The following is a 16,226-nucleotide window of genomic DNA, read 5'->3' on the forward strand; positions in this document are numbered from 1 at the left end:
ATGAAAATCGTGGTGGCGCACAACCGGTACCGGGAGGCTCAGCCGTCTGGCGAGAACACCATCGTCGACGCGGAGATCGCCCAGCTGACCGCGGCCGGGGTCGAGGTGCTGCCGTTCCTGCGCAGCTCCGACGAGATCGCGTCGATGTCCCGGCCCGCGAAGGCGCTGCTGCCGATCTCCCCGATCTACGCCCCACGGGCCCAGCGGGAGCTGGGTCGCCTGCTCGCCGAGCAGCGGCCGGACGTGCTGCACCTGCACAACCCGTACCCCCTGCTCTCGCCCTGGGTGGTGCGGACCGCGCACCAGCACGGCGTGCCGGTGGTGCAGACGGTGCACAACTACCGGCAGGTCTGCTCGTCCGGGCTGTACTTCCGGGACGGGGCGATCTGCCAGGACTGCCGGGGGCGAGTGCTGGGCGTACCGGCGATCGTGCACCGCTGCTACCGGGGGTCGCGGGCGCAGAGCGCGTTGATGGCGACGACGCTCGCCGTGCACCGGGGCACCTGGCGCTCGGTGGACCGGTTCATCGCGCTGACCACCTCGATCGCAGAGCACCTCCGGGACTACGGCATCCCGGAGCAACGGATCGTGGTGAAGCCGAACGCGATCCCCGACCCGGGTGCCCCGGCGCCGCTGGGCACCGGCTTCCTCTTCCTCGGCCGGCTCAGCCCGGAGAAGGGGCTGGACCTGCTGCTGGAGGCCTGGCGTCGGCATCCGGACGGTGCGCTCGGCCCGCTCCGCGTCGCCGGTGACGGTGAGCTGCGACCGCTGGTGGCGGAGGCGGCGGCCCAGCGGGCAGATGTGACCTTCCTCGGTCCGCTGGACCGGGGCGGGGTGCACGCCGCCCTGGCGGCGAGCGCGGTGGTGTTGGCCACCTCCACCTGGCACGACGTGCTGCCGACCGTGATCATCGAGGCGCTGGCCGCCGGTCGGCCGGTGCTCGGCACGGCCCTCGGTGGTATCCCGTTTTTGGTCGGCGCCGGCACCCCGGAACCCGCCGGCTGGGTGGTGCCGCCGGATCCGGCCGCGCTGGCCGACGCGCTGCCAGCGGCAGCCACCGACGCCGCCGGCCGGGCACCGGCCGCTCGGGCCCGCTATGAGCGCACCTTCCACCCGGACGTGGTCACCCGGCGGCTGCTCGACATCTACACCGAAACCGCCCGGATGGCCGAGTCGGGCCGAGGGTCAGCGCAGTGAGGCCCGAGCGGCGAAGGCGATGCTGGCGAGTAGAAAGCCGCCGTTGATCACGGTGAAGGCGACGATCACCCAGCTGGTCAGGCTGGGCGCGAAGAGCAACACCAGCGCGGCAACGAAGATCACCGCGCCGTAGTCGCGGATCAGCTTCACCAGCCGCACCAGTGGCGAGGTCGAGGTGACCATGCTGGTCGCGTGCGGCCCGGCCTGCAGCACCGAGGTGACCAGGTTCACCATCCAGGTGCCGGCGAAGGTCGCGATCAGCCAGGCGGGAATCGACGGTGACTGCGCAACCGCGGTCGCGCTGAGCGCGGCGACCAGGGCGATCTGGGCCGCCACGTCGCTGAGCACATCCACCCGCGCCCCGGCCGGGCTACCCTGGCCGGTGACCCGGGCGAGTTGCCCGTCCGCGCAGTCCAGTGCGTACGCCACCTGCCAGCCGACCAACGCCACCAGCCCGACCAGCCAGGCCGGTACGCGGCCCGTGGCGACCGGCTCGGCCAGCGTCGCCACGATCACCGAGGTGATCAGGCCGAGGGTCAGGTTGGTGATGCTCAGTGTGGTGGGCCGCAGCCCGAGCCGGTGTGCGCCGCTGGCGAAGGTGGCCCCGATCCGCTGGCTGATCGCCTCGCTGAACAGCCCGCCGCCCCGGTTGGTCCGATAGAAGTCGGCCGGGGTCGGCTGGGACGGTTCAGGCAAGGTGTTCACCGAGGGCGTCGAGGCAGTCTGCCAACCGAGACCGGAGCTCGTCGGGGGACAGGGCGAGGTGTTCGAGGATCGTGTGGCGGTCCGGCCGGGTCCGGGGCGCGAAGTGCACCGCCTCGACGAACTGCTCGTTGGTGAGGCCCAGTTCGGCCGGGCGGGTAGCCAGGCCGTGCCGGTGCAGGCAGCGGGCGAGCTGGCCGAACCGGTCCCGGTCGCCGTGCAGCCAGGTGCAGAAGAGGGCCCCGAGCCCGGCCTGCTCGCCGTGGGCGCTGGTGCCGGGCCAGAGGTGGTCGATGGCGTGTGAGATCTCGTGGTCACCGCCGCTGGCCGGCCGGCTCGAACCGGAGATCGACATGGCGATGCCGCCGAGGATCAACGCCTCTGCCAGCGTGGTGAGGAAGGCGTCGTCGGTGATCTTGCCGGGGTGGTTCAGCAGCGCCTCGGCGCCGGTCCGGGCCAGCGTCACGGCGAGCCCGTCGATCGGCTCGCCGCGTAGCTTGTGGGCGAGCTCCCAGTCGGCGCAGGCGTTGAGGTTGCTCACCGCGTCACCGATCCCGGCCTGGGTCTGCCGGTCTGGGCCGTTCTCCACGAAGTCGAGGTCGACCAGGACGGCGATCGGGATGTGGACCCCGTACGAGCCCTTGCCGCCGTCGTGGGTCAGCGACGCCACCGGGGAGGCGATGCCGTCGTTGGCGAGGCTGGTGGCGACCGTGACCATCGGGATGCCGTAGCGGGTGGCGGCGTACTTCGCGGTGTCGATCGTCCTGCCGCCGCCGATCCCGACCACCGCGTCGTAGTGCCGGCGGCGGATTCGGTCGCCCAACTCGTTGGCGGCGTCGACACTGCCGCCGGTGACCGTGAAGACGTCGGCTGAGCCCAGCGTCGGCCGGCACAGCTCGGCGATCTTCTCTCCCTGCCCCGGTCCGACCACCACGGCCACGTCGCCGCCGGCGGAGATCCGTCGGTCGGCGAGGAGCTCGCCGAGGTTGGCGACCGCGCCCCGGCGGACCTCGATGGCCAGCGGCGTGGCGACGGTACGGGCTAGTAGCGGCACGCGATCTCCCGAGCCCGCGCCAGGTCGTCGTGGTTGTCGACCTCGACCCAGTCGACGTCGCCGATCGGTGCCCCGCGTACTTCGCCACCTCGGTCGGCGAACTCCTGGTAGCCGTCCTCGTAGTAGCGGTTCGGGTCGCGTCGCCAGGTCGCCTCCAGCGCGTCGGCGAGCGCCTCGGCGACGCGCGGCTCGATCAGTGTCGCACCGATGTACTCCCCGCGGGCCTCGTGCGGGTCCATCAGCTTGGTGATCCGGGTGAGCTGGCCGTCGGCGTCGAAGGTGGTCTTCATCTCCTCCTCGGCCAGCGTCTTGATCGTGTCGATCGCCAGCAGGATCCCCGGCCCGCGCTCGGCGAGCAGGGTCTTCTCCACGCTCACCGGGTGGACGGTGTCTCCGTTGACCAGCAGGACCCCGCGGGCGAACCAGCTGCGGGCCAGCCAGAGCGAGTATGCGTTGTTCCACTCCTCGGCCCGGTCGTTGGGTACCAGGGTGAGCGTGACGCCGTACTTCTGCTCCAGGTCCGCCTGGCGTTCCCGAACCGCGTCGGCGGCGTAGCCGACCACGACGACGATCTCGGTGAGACCGACCTCGGCCAGGTTGCGCAGCGCGATATCGAGGATGGTGGTCGTGCCATCAACCGGTACCAGCGCCTTCGGCAGCGTGTCGGTGTGCGGGCGCAGGCGGCGTCCCGCGCCAGCCGCTAGCACCATTCCGACCATTCCGGCGTCTTTTTGCGTTCGTTCGGCTGTCACCGGAGGAGGATAACGCTGTCGAACGGGAGCTGCGGCAACCGGACCGGCGGTAGCGCGGGGCTACCGGCGCCGCTCGGCTGAATCGGGCTGGTCAGATCGCATGCGGCAGCCTTGTCCCGGTAACACACTAGGTGCACCATGTTTTTACCGAGTGCGACCATTTCGCAGGGGTTGATGTGTGATGCAGGTTCGGGAAGTGATGTCCAGTCAGGTTTTGGTAGTCGGCCCGGAGCACACGCTCCGGCAGGCGGCGCGAATGATGTCGGAGCGGGGCATCGGGTCGGCCGTCGTGATCGATCCAGATTCCGAGGGGGTCGGGATCATTACCGAGCGGGACCTGCTCAACGCGATCGGGCGTGGGCTGGACTGCGACAACGAGCCGACCGGAGCCCACCTCACCTGGGACGTGGTGTACGCGGGGCCGGAGTGGACGGTCGAGGAAGCGGCGACCGCGATGGCCCGCGGCGGGTTTCGGCACCTGGTGGTGCTCGACGGGCGGGAGGTGGCCGGGGTGATCTCGCTCCGCGACGTCGTCCGGGTCTGGGCGACCGAGCGGGTCGTCCCCGGGTGAGACCGGTCACCCATCCGGTGGCTCCGCAACGGCACTCGTCGTGCCGTCGGCGGATCCGCTGCCGCCTTCCGTACGCTGAACAGCCATGACCGCCGAGCAGTTGATCTCCTTCGCCCGTGGCGCTCCCTCGTTGGACATCGTCGATGTCGAGGGGCTGAAGACCGCCGCCATCCGTGCGTTCGACGCCGATCCCACCGGCGTGACGACGTACGGCCCCTCCGCCGGTTACCTTCCGTTGCGTCAGTGGATCGCGCAGAAACACGGAGTGGGGGCGGACCAGGTCCTGGTGACCAACGGTTCGTTGCAGGCCGACGCGTTCCTCTTCGACCACCTCGTCCGACCCGGTGACGCGGTGGTGGTGGAGCGTCCGACCTACGACCGGACCCTGCTGAACCTGCGGCGGATGGGCAGCGAGCTGCACGGGATCACCATCCAGCCGGACGGTCTGGACACCTCCGAGCTGCGTAAGCTGCTGGAGTCCGGGGTGCGGCCACGGCTGGCGCACATCATTCCGAACTACCAGAACCCGGCCGGGGTGACGCTGAGCCTCGACAAGCGGCGGGAGCTGCTCGACCTCGCCGTCGAGTTCGATTTCACGATCTTTGAGGACGACCCGTACGCCGACGTCCGGTTCCGCGGCGAGGCGCTGCCCTCGATGCTTTCGTTGGACACCCACAACCGGGTGGTGCACGCCTCCAGCTTCACCAAGACGGTCTGCCCGGGCGTTCGGGTCGGCTACCTGGTCGGGCCGGCGGACCTGATCGCCGATATCGCGAAGAAGGCGACCAACCTCTACATCTCGCCGGGCATGGTCTCCGAGGCGATGGTGCACCAGTTCTGCGTCTCCGGGGACATCGACCGCTCGATCGCGACGGTGCGCCGGGCCCTCGGCGAGCGGGCCCAGGCGCTGGCCGAGGCGCTGCGGCGGCACCTACCGGAGGCCCGGTTCGTCGAGCCGGACGGCGGCTACTTCCTCTGGGTGGAGTTGCCGGCGGACGTCGAGGTGGACCGGCTGGCTCCGGCGGCGGCGGAGCGCGGGGTCGCCGTTGTGAAGGGCAGTGACTTCGTACTCGACGGCGGGCAGCACGCGCTGCGGCTGGCGTACTCGGCGGTGACCGTGGACCAGATCGACGAGGGTGCGCGTCGACTCGCGGCGGCGGTGGCGGCCGTACGCGGCTGACCTCCGCCATCGGCGTCGGGCTGGTTCGACTCGGCCGGCCCGGCGCTCGCCCCGCCCCCGCGGCACCGATGTCGACCCGGCTGGCGGCGTACGCTGCAACGCGTCGTCGAGCGGGGAGGGTGCGATGACGGACCGGTTGCGGCGTGGGCCCAGGGGCGCCCGGTCGGGTGGCCGGGTGATCCGACCGCGGGACTGGGCAGCCCCGGTGCGGGCGATGACCCGCCGGCTCAGCTTCGAGAGCGCGGCCGGGCCACCGGCGCCGGCCGTGCCCCACGATGCGGTCGTTGACTGCGCGCTCTACCTGGACGGGGAGCGGCAACCCGGCCACCAGCGCCACGCCGAGGCGCTGGCGGCGGCGCGCGAGGCGGGCAATGGCTTCGTCTGGCTCGGCCTACACGAGCCCGACCTGGCCCAGATGACCGAGATCGCGGCCACCTACGGCCTGCATGAACTGGCCGTGGAGGACGCGGTCAAAGCCCAGCAGCGGCCCAAGCTGGAGCAGTTCGGCGCGGTCAGCTTCCTGGTGCTGCGCACCGCCCGCTACCGCGACCAGGCCGAGTTGACCGAGCACTCCGAGGTCGTCGAGACCGGCCAGGTACTGCTCTTCATCGGCCCGGATTTCCTGGTCAGTGTCCGGCACGGGGACGCCCGCCGGCTGGCGCCGGTGCGCGCCGACCTGGAAGCGAAGGGGGATCTGCTGCCGCACGGCCCGTGGGCGGTGGCGTACGCGGTGACCGACCGGGTGGTCGACCAGTACCTGGAGGTCGCCGACCGGCTGGAGGACGACCTGGACACGCTGGAGGCCGACGTCTTCGACCGTCGGCCGGGCGGCGATCGGATCCAGCGGATCTACCAGGTGAAGCGGGAGCTGGTCGAGTTCAAGCGGGCGGTGATGCCGCTCCAGCGTCCGCTTCTGCGGATCACCGCTGAGCGCAACCGCGAGGTGCCGTTGGAGATCCGCCGGTACTTCGGGGACGTGCAGGACCACCTCAGCCGTACCGTTGAGCAGGTCAACGCCGCCGATGACCTGCTCAACTCAATCCTTCAGGTGCGGTTGGCCCAGGTCACCGTGGACCAGAACGACGACATGCGCAAGATCGCGGCTTGGGCGGCCATCGCGGCGGTCTGGACCGCCATCGCCGGCATCTACGGCATGAACTTCGAGTTCATGCCGGAGCTGGGGTGGACCTACGGCTATCCCACGGTGCTGGCCCTGATGCTCGGGGTCAGCCTGGCGCTCTACCGCTGGTTCCGCCGGCACGGCTGGCTCTGACCCGGGGTCAGCGGCGACCGTTCTTCATGGCTTTGGGGAGGTCGTTGGTGGTCCGGCTGGTGGAGCTCTTGCCCTCGGTCGTCGCGGGGGCCTTCTCGGTTGGTGTCGCGGGGGCCTTCTCGGCGGTCGCCGCGGGGACCTGCTTGGTTGGTGTCGCGGGGGCCTTCTCGGCGGTCGCCGCGCGGACCTTCTCGGTCGGTGTCGCGGGGGCCCTGCCGGCGGCCGGTGGCGCCACCTTCTCGGTCGGCGTCGGGGCGGTCTGCTCGGCCGGGGTCCGGGTGGTGACCTCGATCATGTCCATCTCGGCCTGCATCGGGTCCAGGCTGGGAACCGGGTCGTACTCGACCCACTCCCGCCGCTCGTAGCGGCGTCGCAACGCCATCGCGCCGACCAGCCCAACCACGACGCTGGCCGCCAGCAGGCCGGTCATCCTGCCCCGACCGGACCGCTTCTTCGCGCGTGTCGCCCGCATCCTCTTCTCCTGCACCTTCCTGCTGGTGGCGGTCGAATTGCCCGCGCCGGCCCGCCGGCCGGCGGCGGCCCGGCTGGCTGCCTCCGCCTGGGCGGCGCGGACGGCGATGGCCAGCGGGGTAAGGGCCGCCACGGTCGACACGTAGCCGCTCGCCGCCCGGTCTCGCATGACCAGCGCGGTCGGGGCAACAACGCTGCGGGCCGCCCGCACCCGTGGGCCGACCGTGGCGCCGGTGCCGTTCGTTGCGTGCCCCGCCGCCCGCTTCAGATGACCGAAGCTTCGACCAAGCTCGATCTTGGCAAGCTGGCTCTGGGTCCTACGCCGCCCGTTTCCAAACACGGTCCCACCTCCTCGGAGTTGTCCCTTCGTCATCCTCCACCTTCGGATGCCTCCGCATGGCCAGATCGGGCACATGGGAGGATCCGCATGGAACTGAACACCTAGTGAGGAGTACCCGTGGCCGAGGATCTCTACGCCACCCTGCACACCAACGCCGGCCCGATTCGGCTGCAGCTCTTTCCGAATCACGCGCCGAAGACCGTTCGCAACTTCGTGGAGTTGGCCGACGGCACCAAGCAGTACACCGACCCGCGGACCGGCCAGCCGGGCAGCGGCCCGTACTTCGACGGCACGATCTCGCACCGCGTGATCAGCGGTTTCATGATCCAGATGGGTGACCCGACCGGCACCGGCCGGGGCGGACCGGGTTACACCTTCGCCGACGAGTTCCACCCCGAGCTGCGGTTCGACCGGCCGTACCTGCTGGCGATGGCGAACGCCGGGCCGGGCACCAACGGTTCGCAGTTCTTCATCACGGTGGCGCCGACCCCGCACCTGAACAACCGGCACACCATCTTCGGGCAGGTCGCCGACGAGGAGTCGGTGAAGGTCGTTGACGCGATCGCCAACACCCCGACGAACCCGGCTGACCGCCCGCTGCGCGACGTCGTTATCGAGCGGGTCGAGATCGAGCGCACCGGCTCCTGAAGGCGGACAGGGTACCTTTGCTCGCATGACTGAGCGCTCGGGTACCTGGGCTGTCCGGTGAGTGAATCACCACCGACCACCCCGGTCTGCTACCGCCACCCCGGTCGGGAGGCCTACATCCGGTGCAACCGCTGCGACCGGGTCATCTGCCCGGACTGCATGCGCGAGGCGTCGGTGGGCTTCCAGTGCCCGGAGTGCGTCAACGAAGGGCGCCGCAGTGTGCGGCCGGCGCGTACCGCCTTCGGTGGTGGTCTCGCCGGCCAACACGGCTACGTCACCAAGGCGTTGATCGCGTTCAACGCCCTGGTGATGCTGCTCTCCATCGGCACCGACCGGGGTGGCGACGCGGTGGTGGGGGGCTCCGGCTTCGGCGGTCTGCTCGGCGGCAGCACCCCGTTGACCGAGTGGGGAGCCGTGATCGGGCTCGCGGTCTTTCCCAACGGCACCGTGGGTGGCGTCGCCGATGGCGAGTGGTACCGCCTGGTCACCGCGATGTTCCTGCACTACGGCGTGATCCACCTGCTGCTGAACATGTACGCGTTGTGGATCCTCGGCCGAACCCTGGAGGCGAGTCTCGGCCCGGCCCGGTTCTTGGCCCTCTATCTGATCGCCGGCCTCGGCGGGAACGTCGCGGCCTACCTGTTCAGCGCGCCGAACGCGGCCACCGCGGGCGCGTCCACAGCCGTCTTCGGGCTCTTCGCGGCCCTGTTCGTCGTCGGCCGGCGGTTGGGGCGGGACGTCTCCCAGGTGCTCCCGATCCTGGTGATCAACCTGGTCTTCACGATAACTGTGCCGGGGATCTCGATCCCGGGTCACCTGGGCGGTCTCGTGGTCGGCGGTCTGATGGCCTTCGTCCTCGCCCACGCCCCACGGTCGCAGCGTACGTTGGTGCAGGTGGGCGGCGGGACGGTGCTCGTGGTGGCCCTGCTCGGCCTGGCCCTGTTCCGGACCGCGACCCTGCTCGCCTGACGATCAGGTAGGGCGAGCCGCCCGTAGCTGCGCCGCGACATCAGTCGGGTCGGCGTCCAGGTCGAACCGGCCGAACAGGTGCAGTGTCTCCCCGGCATCCACCTCCAGGGCGGCGTTCGACCGGCCGAGCCGGGCCCGCTGGTCCACCCGGATCGCCGCCACCTGCGACCACGGCAGCCGCCGCCGGCCGGCGAAGCCGCTGACCACCGTCAGTCCTTCCGGATCGACCGCGAGGCGGACCGGCACCAGCAGGTCCCGCGCGGCCCAGACCAGGAGCGCGGCGGCAGCCAGCGCGGCCAACGTGAGCCGGACCGGGTCGCCGTCGGCGAGCAGGAGACCGAGCGCGACTAGCGCCCCGGCCCCACCGGCCTTGACCGCTGGTAGGGCGGCCGAGACCCGCCACTGCCGGGTCTCGGACGAAGTCGTATCCATATTGCCCAGCATGCCAGGGCAGCGGGTTGCCCGGCGGGCCGCGTACCATCGACGCAATCCAAGTTACCGGGGAGTAGTCATGAGTGACGCAGTCATCGTCGGCGCGGTACGCACCCCCGTCGGGCGGCGCAAGGGAAGCCTCGCCGACGTACACCCGGTCGACCTGTCGGCGCACGTGCTGCGCGCCCTCACCGAACGGACCGGCATCGACCCGGGCCAGGTGGATGACGTCTTCTGGGGCTGCGTCTCGCAGGTCGGCGAGCAGTCCTGGAACGTCGCCCGTAACGCCGTCCTCGCGGCCGGCTGGCCCGAGACGGTTCCCGGCACCACCCTCGACCGACAGTGCGGGTCCAGTCAGCAGGCGCTGCACTTCGCCGCCGCGACTGTGCTCTCCGGGCAGGCCGACCTGGTGGTGGCGGGCGGGGTCGAGTCGATGACCCGGGTGCCGATGGGCTCCAGCGTGGCCGGGGGCGTGCCGTTCAGCGCGGCGATCCTGGACCGCTACCGGGGTGTGGAGGGGGTGGCGGAGGACGACCCGCTCCCGTTCAGCCAGGGCGTCGGCGCGGAGCTGATCGCCCGCCGGTGGCGACTGACCCGCAGCCAGCTCGACGAGTTCGCCCTCGCCAGCCATGAGAAGGCGGGCGCGGCGCAGGATGCCGGCGCATTCGACGCCGAGCTGGCACCGGTCCGCCTCGCCGACGGGGGCACGGCCTCCGCCGACGAGGGCATCCGTCGGGACACGTCCCTGGCGAAGCTGGCCGAGCTCGCCACCCCGTTCCGGGCCGACGGCGTGGTGACTGCCGGATCCGCGTCCCAGATCTCCGACGGCGCGGCGGCGCTCGCGGTCACCACCGCCGAGTGGGCCGGCCGGCACGGCCTGCGCCCGCTCGCCCGCATCCACACCGCGGTGGTCTGCGCCGACGACCCGGTCGCCATGTTGACCGCGCCTATTCCGGCTACCGCCAAGGCGCTGCGCCGGGCGGGGCTGGGCATCGAGGAGATCGGGGTGTACGAGGTCAACGAGGCGTTCGCCCCGGTGCCGCTGGCCTGGCTCGCGGAGACCGAGGCCGACCCGCACCGGCTCAACCCGCGCGGCGGCGCCATCGCCCTCGGGCATCCGCTCGGCGGATCCGGGGCCCGGATCATGACCACCATGTTGGCGCACATGCGAGACGAGAACCTCCGGTACGGCCTGCAAACCATGTGCGAGGGCGGCGGCATGGCCAACGCGACCATCGTCGAGTTGCTCTGAACCACCCACCGCCCGGGTGGCCATGACCCGTTCGGTGGTCATGACCACCGGGGGGCGTGGAAGATGCAAGGTTCGGCCGTCCCGCCCATATCACCCCGCGCCGGGGCGTCGTTGGGCAGGGTATGGACGTCTTCTCCCGAACGTTCCTTCCCGCTGCGGCCGAGGCTGGTATCGCGACCCAGACCGCCAGCCGACACATGCCCGTCTTCCGGCGCTGTGTCGGCTCGGGTGACGCCCCCATCCTGGTCACCCGGTGCAGTCGCCCGAACCGGTCGGCCACCGCCGGCGAGTACCTCCTGCTGTTGACCCACCGACGGCTGGTCGTCACCCGGCAGACCCGGGTGCTGCACCGGCTCCGCCTGCATCTCAACACCGAGCTGCGCGAGCTGAGCGACGTCACCTGGGGGCCGGACCCGCGGCTGCACTGCCTGGAGCTGGCCGCTACCGCCATCGACGGCGTCCGGGAGCGGTTCGTCATCCGCACGCGGCACCCGAAGCAGGTGTGGCAGCTCGACGAGCTGCTCAACCACGCTTTCCGCACCCGCGTCCGGACCGCGCGCGAGCGGCTCGTCGCCACGATTGGCGACCCCGGTCCGGCCCTGGCCCGGCCGGCCGCCTTCCGACCCGCCACCGTCCGCTGACCGTCTCCTTACCGAACCCGAACATGTCCCGAGCAACGCCGCGCCCTCCCAGTCGGCCATCATGAGCCGGTGACCGTTGACGCGCCGCATCGCGGGCTCGTCCTCCTCGTCGAGGACGAACCGGCCATCGCCGATCTGGTCCGGCTCTATCTGGCCCGGGACGGGTTCGGCGTACACCTGGAGCAGGACGGCGACGCCGGCCTCGCCGCCGCCCGCCGGCTCCGGCCGGTGACCTGCGTTCTCGACATCGCACTGCCCGGTCTGCCCGGCACCGAGATCTGCCGCCGGTTGCGCGAGTCCGGGGACTGGACACCGGTCATCTTCCTCACCGCGCGCGACGACGAGGTGGACCGCATCGTCGGGCTGGAACTCGGCGCCGACGACTACGTCACCAAGCCGTTCAGCCCGCGGGAACTGGTGGCCCGGGTGCGGGCGGTGCTGCGCCGGGTCGCCGGGCCGCCGCCGGGCCAGCCGCGGATCGTCGGCACGGTCACGCTGGACCTCGACCGCCGTACGGTGACCGCCGCGGGGAATCCGGTGCAGTTGACCTCCACCGAGTTTGACCTGCTCGCCCACCTGATGGCCCGCCCCGGCCGGGTGTTCACCCGGGAGGAACTGCTCGCCGGGGTGTGGGGGTACGCCGTTCCCGCGGGTACCCGAACCGTTGACGTGCACGTGGCGCAGGTCCGGGCGAAGCTCGGCTCGGCGAGTGTGATCCGTACCCATCGGGGGGTGGGGTACGCCGCCGATGGGTGAGCACCGGGTCGACCCTTCGACCGTGCCGACGTCCGGCGCCCCGCGGCCCACCCGCGCCCGGCCCCGATCCGCCCGGCCCGGATCTGCCCGGCCCACCGGCACCCAGCCCGCGCCCGCCCGGCCCGGATCCGCCCGGCGTGACTGCACCCGCCGTGGGCCGACCCTGACCGTCCGGGCGGTGCTGGTCACCTGCGCGGTTGCCCTGGTCTCGGTCCTGGTTACCGCGATCGTCGCGGTGCCGCTCGCGGTCCGTGGCGTGGAACACCGCGAGCAGCAGGCGCTGGCCGCCCAGTCCCGACTCGCCGCCGAGGCGTTACGCAGTCGGCTGGACACCCCGCGCACCGTGGACGAGGACCGGTTGCTGCGCCAACTGCGGGCGCGGGGCATCGAGGCGTACCTGGTGCGAGACGGGGTGGTGGACCGGCCGGGACTGCCGGCCCAGGTGGTGGAGCGGATCGCCGCGGGTCGGCACGTCGCCGACCGGCGGTTGGTCGCCGGACGACCGGCGCTGGTGCAGGGGCGAGCGCTGCCCGGCGGCGACGGGGTGGTGCTCGCGCGGGCCGGCTCGCTCGGCGGCATCTGGCGGCAGGTCGCCCAGAGCCTCTGGCTGCCCCTGCTGGCCGGGCTGGCGGCCGGGGCGGTCGCCGGTCTGCTGCTCGCCCGTCGCCTGGCCCGGCCGATCCGGCGGGCGGCAGACGCTGCCGCGCGGCTGCGGGCGGGCGAGCGCGCGGTTCGCGTACCGGTGGAGCCCCCGCACGAGGTGGCGGACCTGGCGGAGGCCCTCAACGGCTTGGCTGCCGCGCTCACCACCAGTGAGGGACGGCAGCGAGAGTTCCTGCTCTCCGTCTCACATGAGCTGCGGACCCCGCTGACCGCCATTCGCGGGTACGCGGAGGCGTTGGCGGATGGGGTGATCGACTCGGCGGAGGTGGCCGGCACCGGGCGCACGGTGCTGGTCGAGGCGGAGCACCTGGATCGGCTGGTACGGGACCTGCTGGCCCTGGCCCGGCTGGAGGCCGTGGACTTCCCGCTGGAGCCGGTCCGGGTCGACCTGGTTCGGCTGGCCGCGGAGGCGGAGCGGACGTGGGCGGCGCGGTGCGCGGCCGTCCCGGTGGCGTTCCGGGTCGAGGCGCCGGATCCGGCGGTGCCGGTGCACACCGATCCGGGGCGGATTCGGCAGGTGGTGGATGGGCTCCTGGAGAACGCGTTGCGGGTGGTGCCGCCGGGGGCGCCGGTGGTGCTCGCGACCCGGTGGGCCGGCCCGGACCCGGCCGCCGGCGGAGTGATCGAGGTGCGGGACGGCGGCCCCGGCCTGACCGACGACGACCTGGCGGTGGTCTTCCAGCGGGGTGCGCTGCACCAGCGGTACCGGGGGGTGCGCAAGGTCGGTAGTGGGCTGGGCCTGGCCCTCGCCGCCGGCCTGGTCCGGCGGCTCGGTGGTGAGATCAGCGCGGGGCACGCGGCCGAGGGCGGGGCCGCGTTTGTCGTCTCGCTGCCGCCGGATCCTTACCAGACCCGAACATCGGCCTGACCCGGCGCTCGCCGAGACCGACCAGGCTGGGCTCCCACCCACAGGGATGAGAGGGAGAGTCATGGCACGTTGGGGAGTCGCCGCCACCACGCTGTTCGCGGCAGTCACGCTCGGGCTCAGCGGCTGCGGCGCGGCCCAGGTGACCGGGCCGGGCGGAGAGCAGGCCGTCGAGGTCGCCGCGGCGTTGGGCGTGGAGGGTCAGGCGCTGGCCGCGCTGGGCCTGGATCCCGTCGAGCTGGAGGTGGTGCCCGCCGCCGCGTCAAACTCACCGTCTTCGGACGTGGAGCCGGGCCGGAAGGAACGGGCCGAAGAGTGGCGCAAGCGGCGGCCGGCCCGGGTGCTGCTGCGGAAGAACGCCATGCACGGCGAGGTCGTGGTGCAGACGAAAGAGGACGGTCCGAGGACGGTGGCGGTCCAACGTGGCGAGGTGGTCGCTGTCGATGGGCAGGAGATGACCGTTCGGTCGTCGGATGGCTTCGAGATGACCTGGACCTTCGGGCCGGAGCTGCGGGTGGTGGAGCGCCGCCAAACGGTTCAGCCGGAGGCGGTTGAGGTTGGCCGGGTGCTCGGCGTGGCCGGCACGAAGGACGGGGAGAACGGTGCGGCCCGATTGATCGTGCTGCCCAAGAGCGAGTAGTTCACCCGCCGGCGGCGGCTCGGCGCGCTGACCGCCGAGCCGCCGCTGTCCCGGCCGAGCGCTCCGCTGAGCCCCGCTGCTCCGCCGAGCCCCCGTTGTCCTGGCCGAGCCCCCGTTGACCCGGCCGAGCCCCCGTTGACCGCCGAGACGGAAGGTCAGCGCCGCGCTGGTGAGACGAAGTCCAGCACCGATCGCCGCAGCCCAGACGCGTCCAGGCCATGCCAGTGGGTGTGGTCGTCGGTCGACCCGTACCGCCGGAGTTCTTCGCGCCCGACGCCGAGTGCCAGAAGCCGGTGTGGGCGGTCCGCCAGCGCCGCCGAGACCACCCGGCTGGAGGTCCCGGCGAGGTAGGGCTCGACCAGGATCACGTCGGTGCCGGCCCGGTCGCGCAGCCCGGCGGTGTCGAACGGCCGCGGCCGGTTGGTGTACGCCACGGTGACGGGCAGGTCGGCCAGCCCCGCGGTGGCCGCGTCCAGGGTCGGTCCGACGGCCACCACCAGGGGTGCTCCCGGCCCGGCGTCCCGCACCACCCGCAACGCTCCGTCGCCGCCCAACGGCCGCTCGTTGCTCAGCACCGACAGCCGCAGGTACGCCGAGGTCTCCGCGGCTACCGCCGTCCGCAGCAGCGGCGCCACCTCACCGGGGTGGCCGGGCACGTGCACCGTCCAGCCGTGCAGGGTGTCGATCAACGAGACATCCGCCGGCGACAGGTGGGTCCGGCCCGCCTCGGGGCGGTCGTACGAGGCACCCACGCTGACCAGCACCGCGCTCGCATTCTGGTGGTCCAGGTCGAGCTTGAGCTGCTCGTACGCCCGCTCGACCAGGAACGGCGCGTAGGTGTGCACGATCGGCCGCAGGCCGGTCAACGCGAGCCCGCCGGCCACCCCGACCATCAACTGTTCCCGGATTCCGACGTTCAGCACCCGGTCCGGGTGCCGGTCCGCCGCCGGGGCGAAGAGGGCGGCGGAGATGTCGGCCAGCACCAGCGCGGTACGCGGGTCGTCGGCGAGCAGCGCGGTGGTGGTGTCGACGAAGGTGTCGCGCACTAGTCCTCCTTGGGGTTGACGACCGCCACGACAACGTGGGGCCGGTTGCCGTCATGCCCGGTCAGGGCGGCGTGCAGGGCGTCGTGGTCGCGTCCGTCGACGGTCGCCGCGGTCCAGCCGTCCACGGTGAACCGGGCTGCCGGTCCGCCCGGCCAGCCGTGGGTGGCGGATGCGTTGTCGATCACGATCGCGGTGAGGTTGGCCAGGCCGTTCGTACCGGCGTAGGTGATCGCCTCGTGGTTGGAACCCTCATCCAGTTCGGCGTCGCCGAGCAGCACGTACACCCGGGGTTCGAGCCGGCCCTGGGCGAGTAGCCCGAGCGCGGTTCCGACGCTGAGGCCGAGGCCGTGGCCGAGCGATCCGGAGCCGATCTCCACGCCGGGCACGAGCATCCGGTCGGGGTGCTCGCCGAGCCGACTCGCCGGCCCACCCTGGTCGTCGAGCCAGTCGGCGGGGATGAACTGCGCAGCGGCGAGTACCGCGTAGTAGCCGGCGACCGCATGCCCCTTGGAGAGCAGGAACCGGTCCCGGTCCGGGTCGTCAACGGTCGTCGGGTGGACCCGCAGGACGCGGTGGTAGAGCACCTGGAGCACGTCGATGGTGGAGTAGACGTTCGTGCCGAACTCCCGGCCGGCTCGGATCCGCTCCAGCAGGGGCGCGACCGGCGGTTGGCCGTCGAGCGGCGCGGCGGCCTCGGCGATCGCTGCGGTGGTCGTGGTGGCTGTCATGTGGCTAGCCTGCAACTTGAAGCCCACTTCAGCTCAAGGTGACGTG

At 72.0% G+C, this 16,226-nt stretch carries 18 protein-coding genes; 11 read left to right on the forward strand and 7 right to left on the reverse strand.

The genetic code is table 11. The features are described from left to right. On the forward strand, positions 1–1,197 hold the full coding sequence (locus tag B118_RS0112400; RefSeq protein ID WP_028192840.1) for a glycosyltransferase: 1,197 nt from the start codon (positions 1–3) through the stop codon (positions 1,195–1,197). Here B118_RS0112400 and B118_RS0112405 read toward each other — a convergent pair. From B118_RS0112405 to B118_RS0112415, 3 genes are read right to left on the reverse strand one after another with little or no spacing between them, the layout of a single operon-like run. Continuing rightward, positions 1,186–1,902 (reverse strand): CDP-alcohol phosphatidyltransferase family protein, encoded by a 717-nt coding sequence (locus tag B118_RS0112405; protein WP_028192841.1) that lies wholly within the window; start codon positions 1,900–1,902, stop codon positions 1,186–1,188. The genes B118_RS0112400 and B118_RS0112405 overlap by 12 nt on opposite strands. After that, a complete protein-coding gene (locus B118_RS0112410) occupies positions 1,886–2,953 on the reverse strand; it encodes an iron-containing alcohol dehydrogenase family protein (RefSeq protein ID WP_018812878.1) in 1,068 nt (355 codons plus the stop codon). The genes B118_RS0112405 and B118_RS0112410 overlap by 17 nt, the downstream gene beginning before the upstream one ends. After that, positions 2,941–3,672, reverse strand: a complete 732-nt coding sequence (locus B118_RS0112415; RefSeq protein WP_018812877.1) for a phosphocholine cytidylyltransferase family protein — start codon at positions 3,670–3,672, stop codon at positions 2,941–2,943. The genes B118_RS0112410 and B118_RS0112415 overlap by 13 nt, the downstream gene beginning before the upstream one ends. A gap of 214 nt (positions 3,673–3,886) precedes the next feature. On the opposite strand from B118_RS0112415, the gene B118_RS0112420 reads away from it, so the two are divergent. The 3 genes from B118_RS0112420 (at position 3,887) to B118_RS0112430 (ending at position 6,729) form a co-directional block, all read left to right on the forward strand. Beyond that, complete coding sequence (locus tag B118_RS0112420) at positions 3,887–4,276, forward strand: CBS domain-containing protein (RefSeq protein ID WP_018816069.1); 390 nt, start codon at positions 3,887–3,889, stop codon at positions 4,274–4,276. Positions 4,277–4,361: 85 nt separating this feature from the next. Then, on the forward strand, positions 4,362–5,456 hold the full coding sequence (locus B118_RS0112425; RefSeq protein WP_018221992.1) for an aminotransferase-like domain-containing protein: 1,095 nt from the start codon (positions 4,362–4,364) through the stop codon (positions 5,454–5,456). A 124-nt stretch (positions 5,457–5,580) separates the two neighbouring features. Beyond that, positions 5,581–6,729: a magnesium and cobalt transport protein CorA gene (locus B118_RS0112430; RefSeq protein WP_027658486.1), complete on the forward strand. Its 1,149-nt coding sequence runs from the start codon at positions 5,581–5,583 to the stop codon at positions 6,727–6,729. A gap of 7 nt (positions 6,730–6,736) precedes the next feature. Here B118_RS0112430 and B118_RS0112435 read toward each other — a convergent pair whose 3' ends face one another. Further along, positions 6,737–7,540 carry a hypothetical protein gene (locus tag B118_RS0112435; protein WP_028192842.1) on the reverse strand — a complete coding sequence of 268 codons (804 nt, stop codon included), beginning with the start codon at positions 7,538–7,540 and terminating at the stop codon, positions 6,737–6,739. A 117-nt stretch (positions 7,541–7,657) separates the two neighbouring features. Here B118_RS0112435 and B118_RS0112440 point away from each other — a divergent pair, with 117 nt between their 5' ends. Next, positions 7,658–8,188 (forward strand): peptidylprolyl isomerase, encoded by a 531-nt coding sequence (locus B118_RS0112440; RefSeq protein WP_018221995.1) that lies wholly within the window; start codon positions 7,658–7,660, stop codon positions 8,186–8,188. Between the two features lie 57 nt (positions 8,189–8,245). Then, complete coding sequence (locus tag B118_RS0112445) at positions 8,246–9,157, forward strand: rhomboid family intramembrane serine protease (RefSeq protein ID WP_018221996.1); 912 nt, start codon at positions 8,246–8,248, stop codon at positions 9,155–9,157. Positions 9,158–9,160: 3 nt separating this feature from the next. On the opposite strand, the gene B118_RS0112450 is transcribed toward B118_RS0112445, so the two are convergent. Next, on the reverse strand, positions 9,161–9,601 hold the full coding sequence (locus B118_RS0112450; RefSeq protein WP_018221997.1) for a PH domain-containing protein: 441 nt from the start codon (positions 9,599–9,601) through the stop codon (positions 9,161–9,163). A 67-nt stretch (positions 9,602–9,668) separates the two neighbouring features. Between B118_RS0112450 and B118_RS0112455 the strand changes: the two genes are divergently transcribed. From B118_RS0112455 to B118_RS0112475, 5 genes are all read left to right on the forward strand, one after another. After that, a complete protein-coding gene (locus B118_RS0112455; RefSeq protein WP_028188341.1) occupies positions 9,669–10,841 on the forward strand; it encodes a thiolase family protein in 1,173 nt (390 codons plus the stop codon). A 122-nt stretch (positions 10,842–10,963) separates the two neighbouring features. Continuing rightward, positions 10,964–11,482, forward strand: a complete 519-nt coding sequence (locus B118_RS0112460) for a hypothetical protein (protein ID WP_018221999.1) — start codon at positions 10,964–10,966, stop codon at positions 11,480–11,482. A gap of 69 nt (positions 11,483–11,551) precedes the next feature. Continuing rightward, positions 11,552–12,238 (forward strand): response regulator transcription factor, encoded by a 687-nt coding sequence (locus tag B118_RS0112465; RefSeq protein WP_018222000.1) that lies wholly within the window; start codon positions 11,552–11,554, stop codon positions 12,236–12,238. Next, positions 12,231–13,769: a sensor histidine kinase gene (locus tag B118_RS0112470; protein WP_028192843.1), complete on the forward strand. Its 1,539-nt coding sequence runs from the start codon at positions 12,231–12,233 to the stop codon at positions 13,767–13,769. The genes B118_RS0112465 and B118_RS0112470 overlap by 8 nt, the downstream gene beginning before the upstream one ends. Positions 13,770–13,830: 61 nt before the next feature. Beyond that, positions 13,831–14,406 (forward strand): hypothetical protein, encoded by a 576-nt coding sequence (locus B118_RS0112475; RefSeq protein ID WP_028192844.1) that lies wholly within the window; start codon positions 13,831–13,833, stop codon positions 14,404–14,406. A gap of 155 nt (positions 14,407–14,561) precedes the next feature. Here the strand turns inward: B118_RS0112475 and B118_RS0112480 are convergent, their stop codons facing one another. Together B118_RS0112480 and B118_RS0112485 are read right to left on the reverse strand one after the other, a co-directional pair. Then, positions 14,562–15,452 (reverse strand): transketolase family protein, encoded by an 891-nt coding sequence (locus tag B118_RS0112480; protein WP_018812868.1) that lies wholly within the window; start codon positions 15,450–15,452, stop codon positions 14,562–14,564. Next, on the reverse strand, positions 15,452–16,180 hold the full coding sequence (locus B118_RS0112485) for a transketolase (protein ID WP_028192845.1): 729 nt from the start codon (positions 16,178–16,180) through the stop codon (positions 15,452–15,454). Before B118_RS0112485 ends, B118_RS0112480 begins: the two co-directional genes overlap by 1 nt. Between the last annotated feature and the right edge of the window lie 46 nt (positions 16,181–16,226).

It is taken from the genome of Salinispora pacifica CNR114 (genome assembly GCF_000514775.1).
Classification (GTDB): domain Bacteria; phylum Actinomycetota; class Actinomycetes; order Mycobacteriales; family Micromonosporaceae; genus Micromonospora; species Micromonospora pacifica.

Bases quoted from the DNA above. Each gene is read 5' to 3' on its own strand.
- B118_RS0112400 (WP_028192840.1), top strand. From the start codon at position 1: ATGAAAATCGTGGTGGCGCACAACCGGTACCGGGAGGCTCAGCCGTCT.
- B118_RS0112415 (WP_018812877.1), bottom strand. From the start codon at position 3,672: ATGGTCGGAATGGTGCTAGCGGCTGGCGCGGGACGCCGCCTGCGCCCG.
- B118_RS0112420 (WP_018816069.1), top strand. From the start codon at position 3,887: ATGCAGGTTCGGGAAGTGATGTCCAGTCAGGTTTTGGTAGTCGGCCCG.
- B118_RS0112425 (WP_018221992.1), top strand. From the start codon at position 4,362: ATGACCGCCGAGCAGTTGATCTCCTTCGCCCGTGGCGCTCCCTCGTTG.
- B118_RS0112430 (WP_027658486.1), top strand. From the start codon at position 5,581: ATGACGGACCGGTTGCGGCGTGGGCCCAGGGGCGCCCGGTCGGGTGGC.
- B118_RS0112450 (WP_018221997.1), bottom strand. From the start codon at position 9,601: ATGCTGGGCAATATGGATACGACTTCGTCCGAGACCCGGCAGTGGCGG.
- B118_RS0112455 (WP_028188341.1), top strand. From the start codon at position 9,669: ATGAGTGACGCAGTCATCGTCGGCGCGGTACGCACCCCCGTCGGGCGG.
- B118_RS0112460 (WP_018221999.1), top strand. From the start codon at position 10,964: ATGGACGTCTTCTCCCGAACGTTCCTTCCCGCTGCGGCCGAGGCTGGT.
- B118_RS0112470 (WP_028192843.1), top strand. From the start codon at position 12,231: ATGGGTGAGCACCGGGTCGACCCTTCGACCGTGCCGACGTCCGGCGCC.
- B118_RS0112475 (WP_028192844.1), top strand. From the start codon at position 13,831: ATGGCACGTTGGGGAGTCGCCGCCACCACGCTGTTCGCGGCAGTCACG.
- B118_RS0112485 (WP_028192845.1), bottom strand. From the start codon at position 16,180: ATGACAGCCACCACGACCACCGCAGCGATCGCCGAGGCCGCCGCGCCG.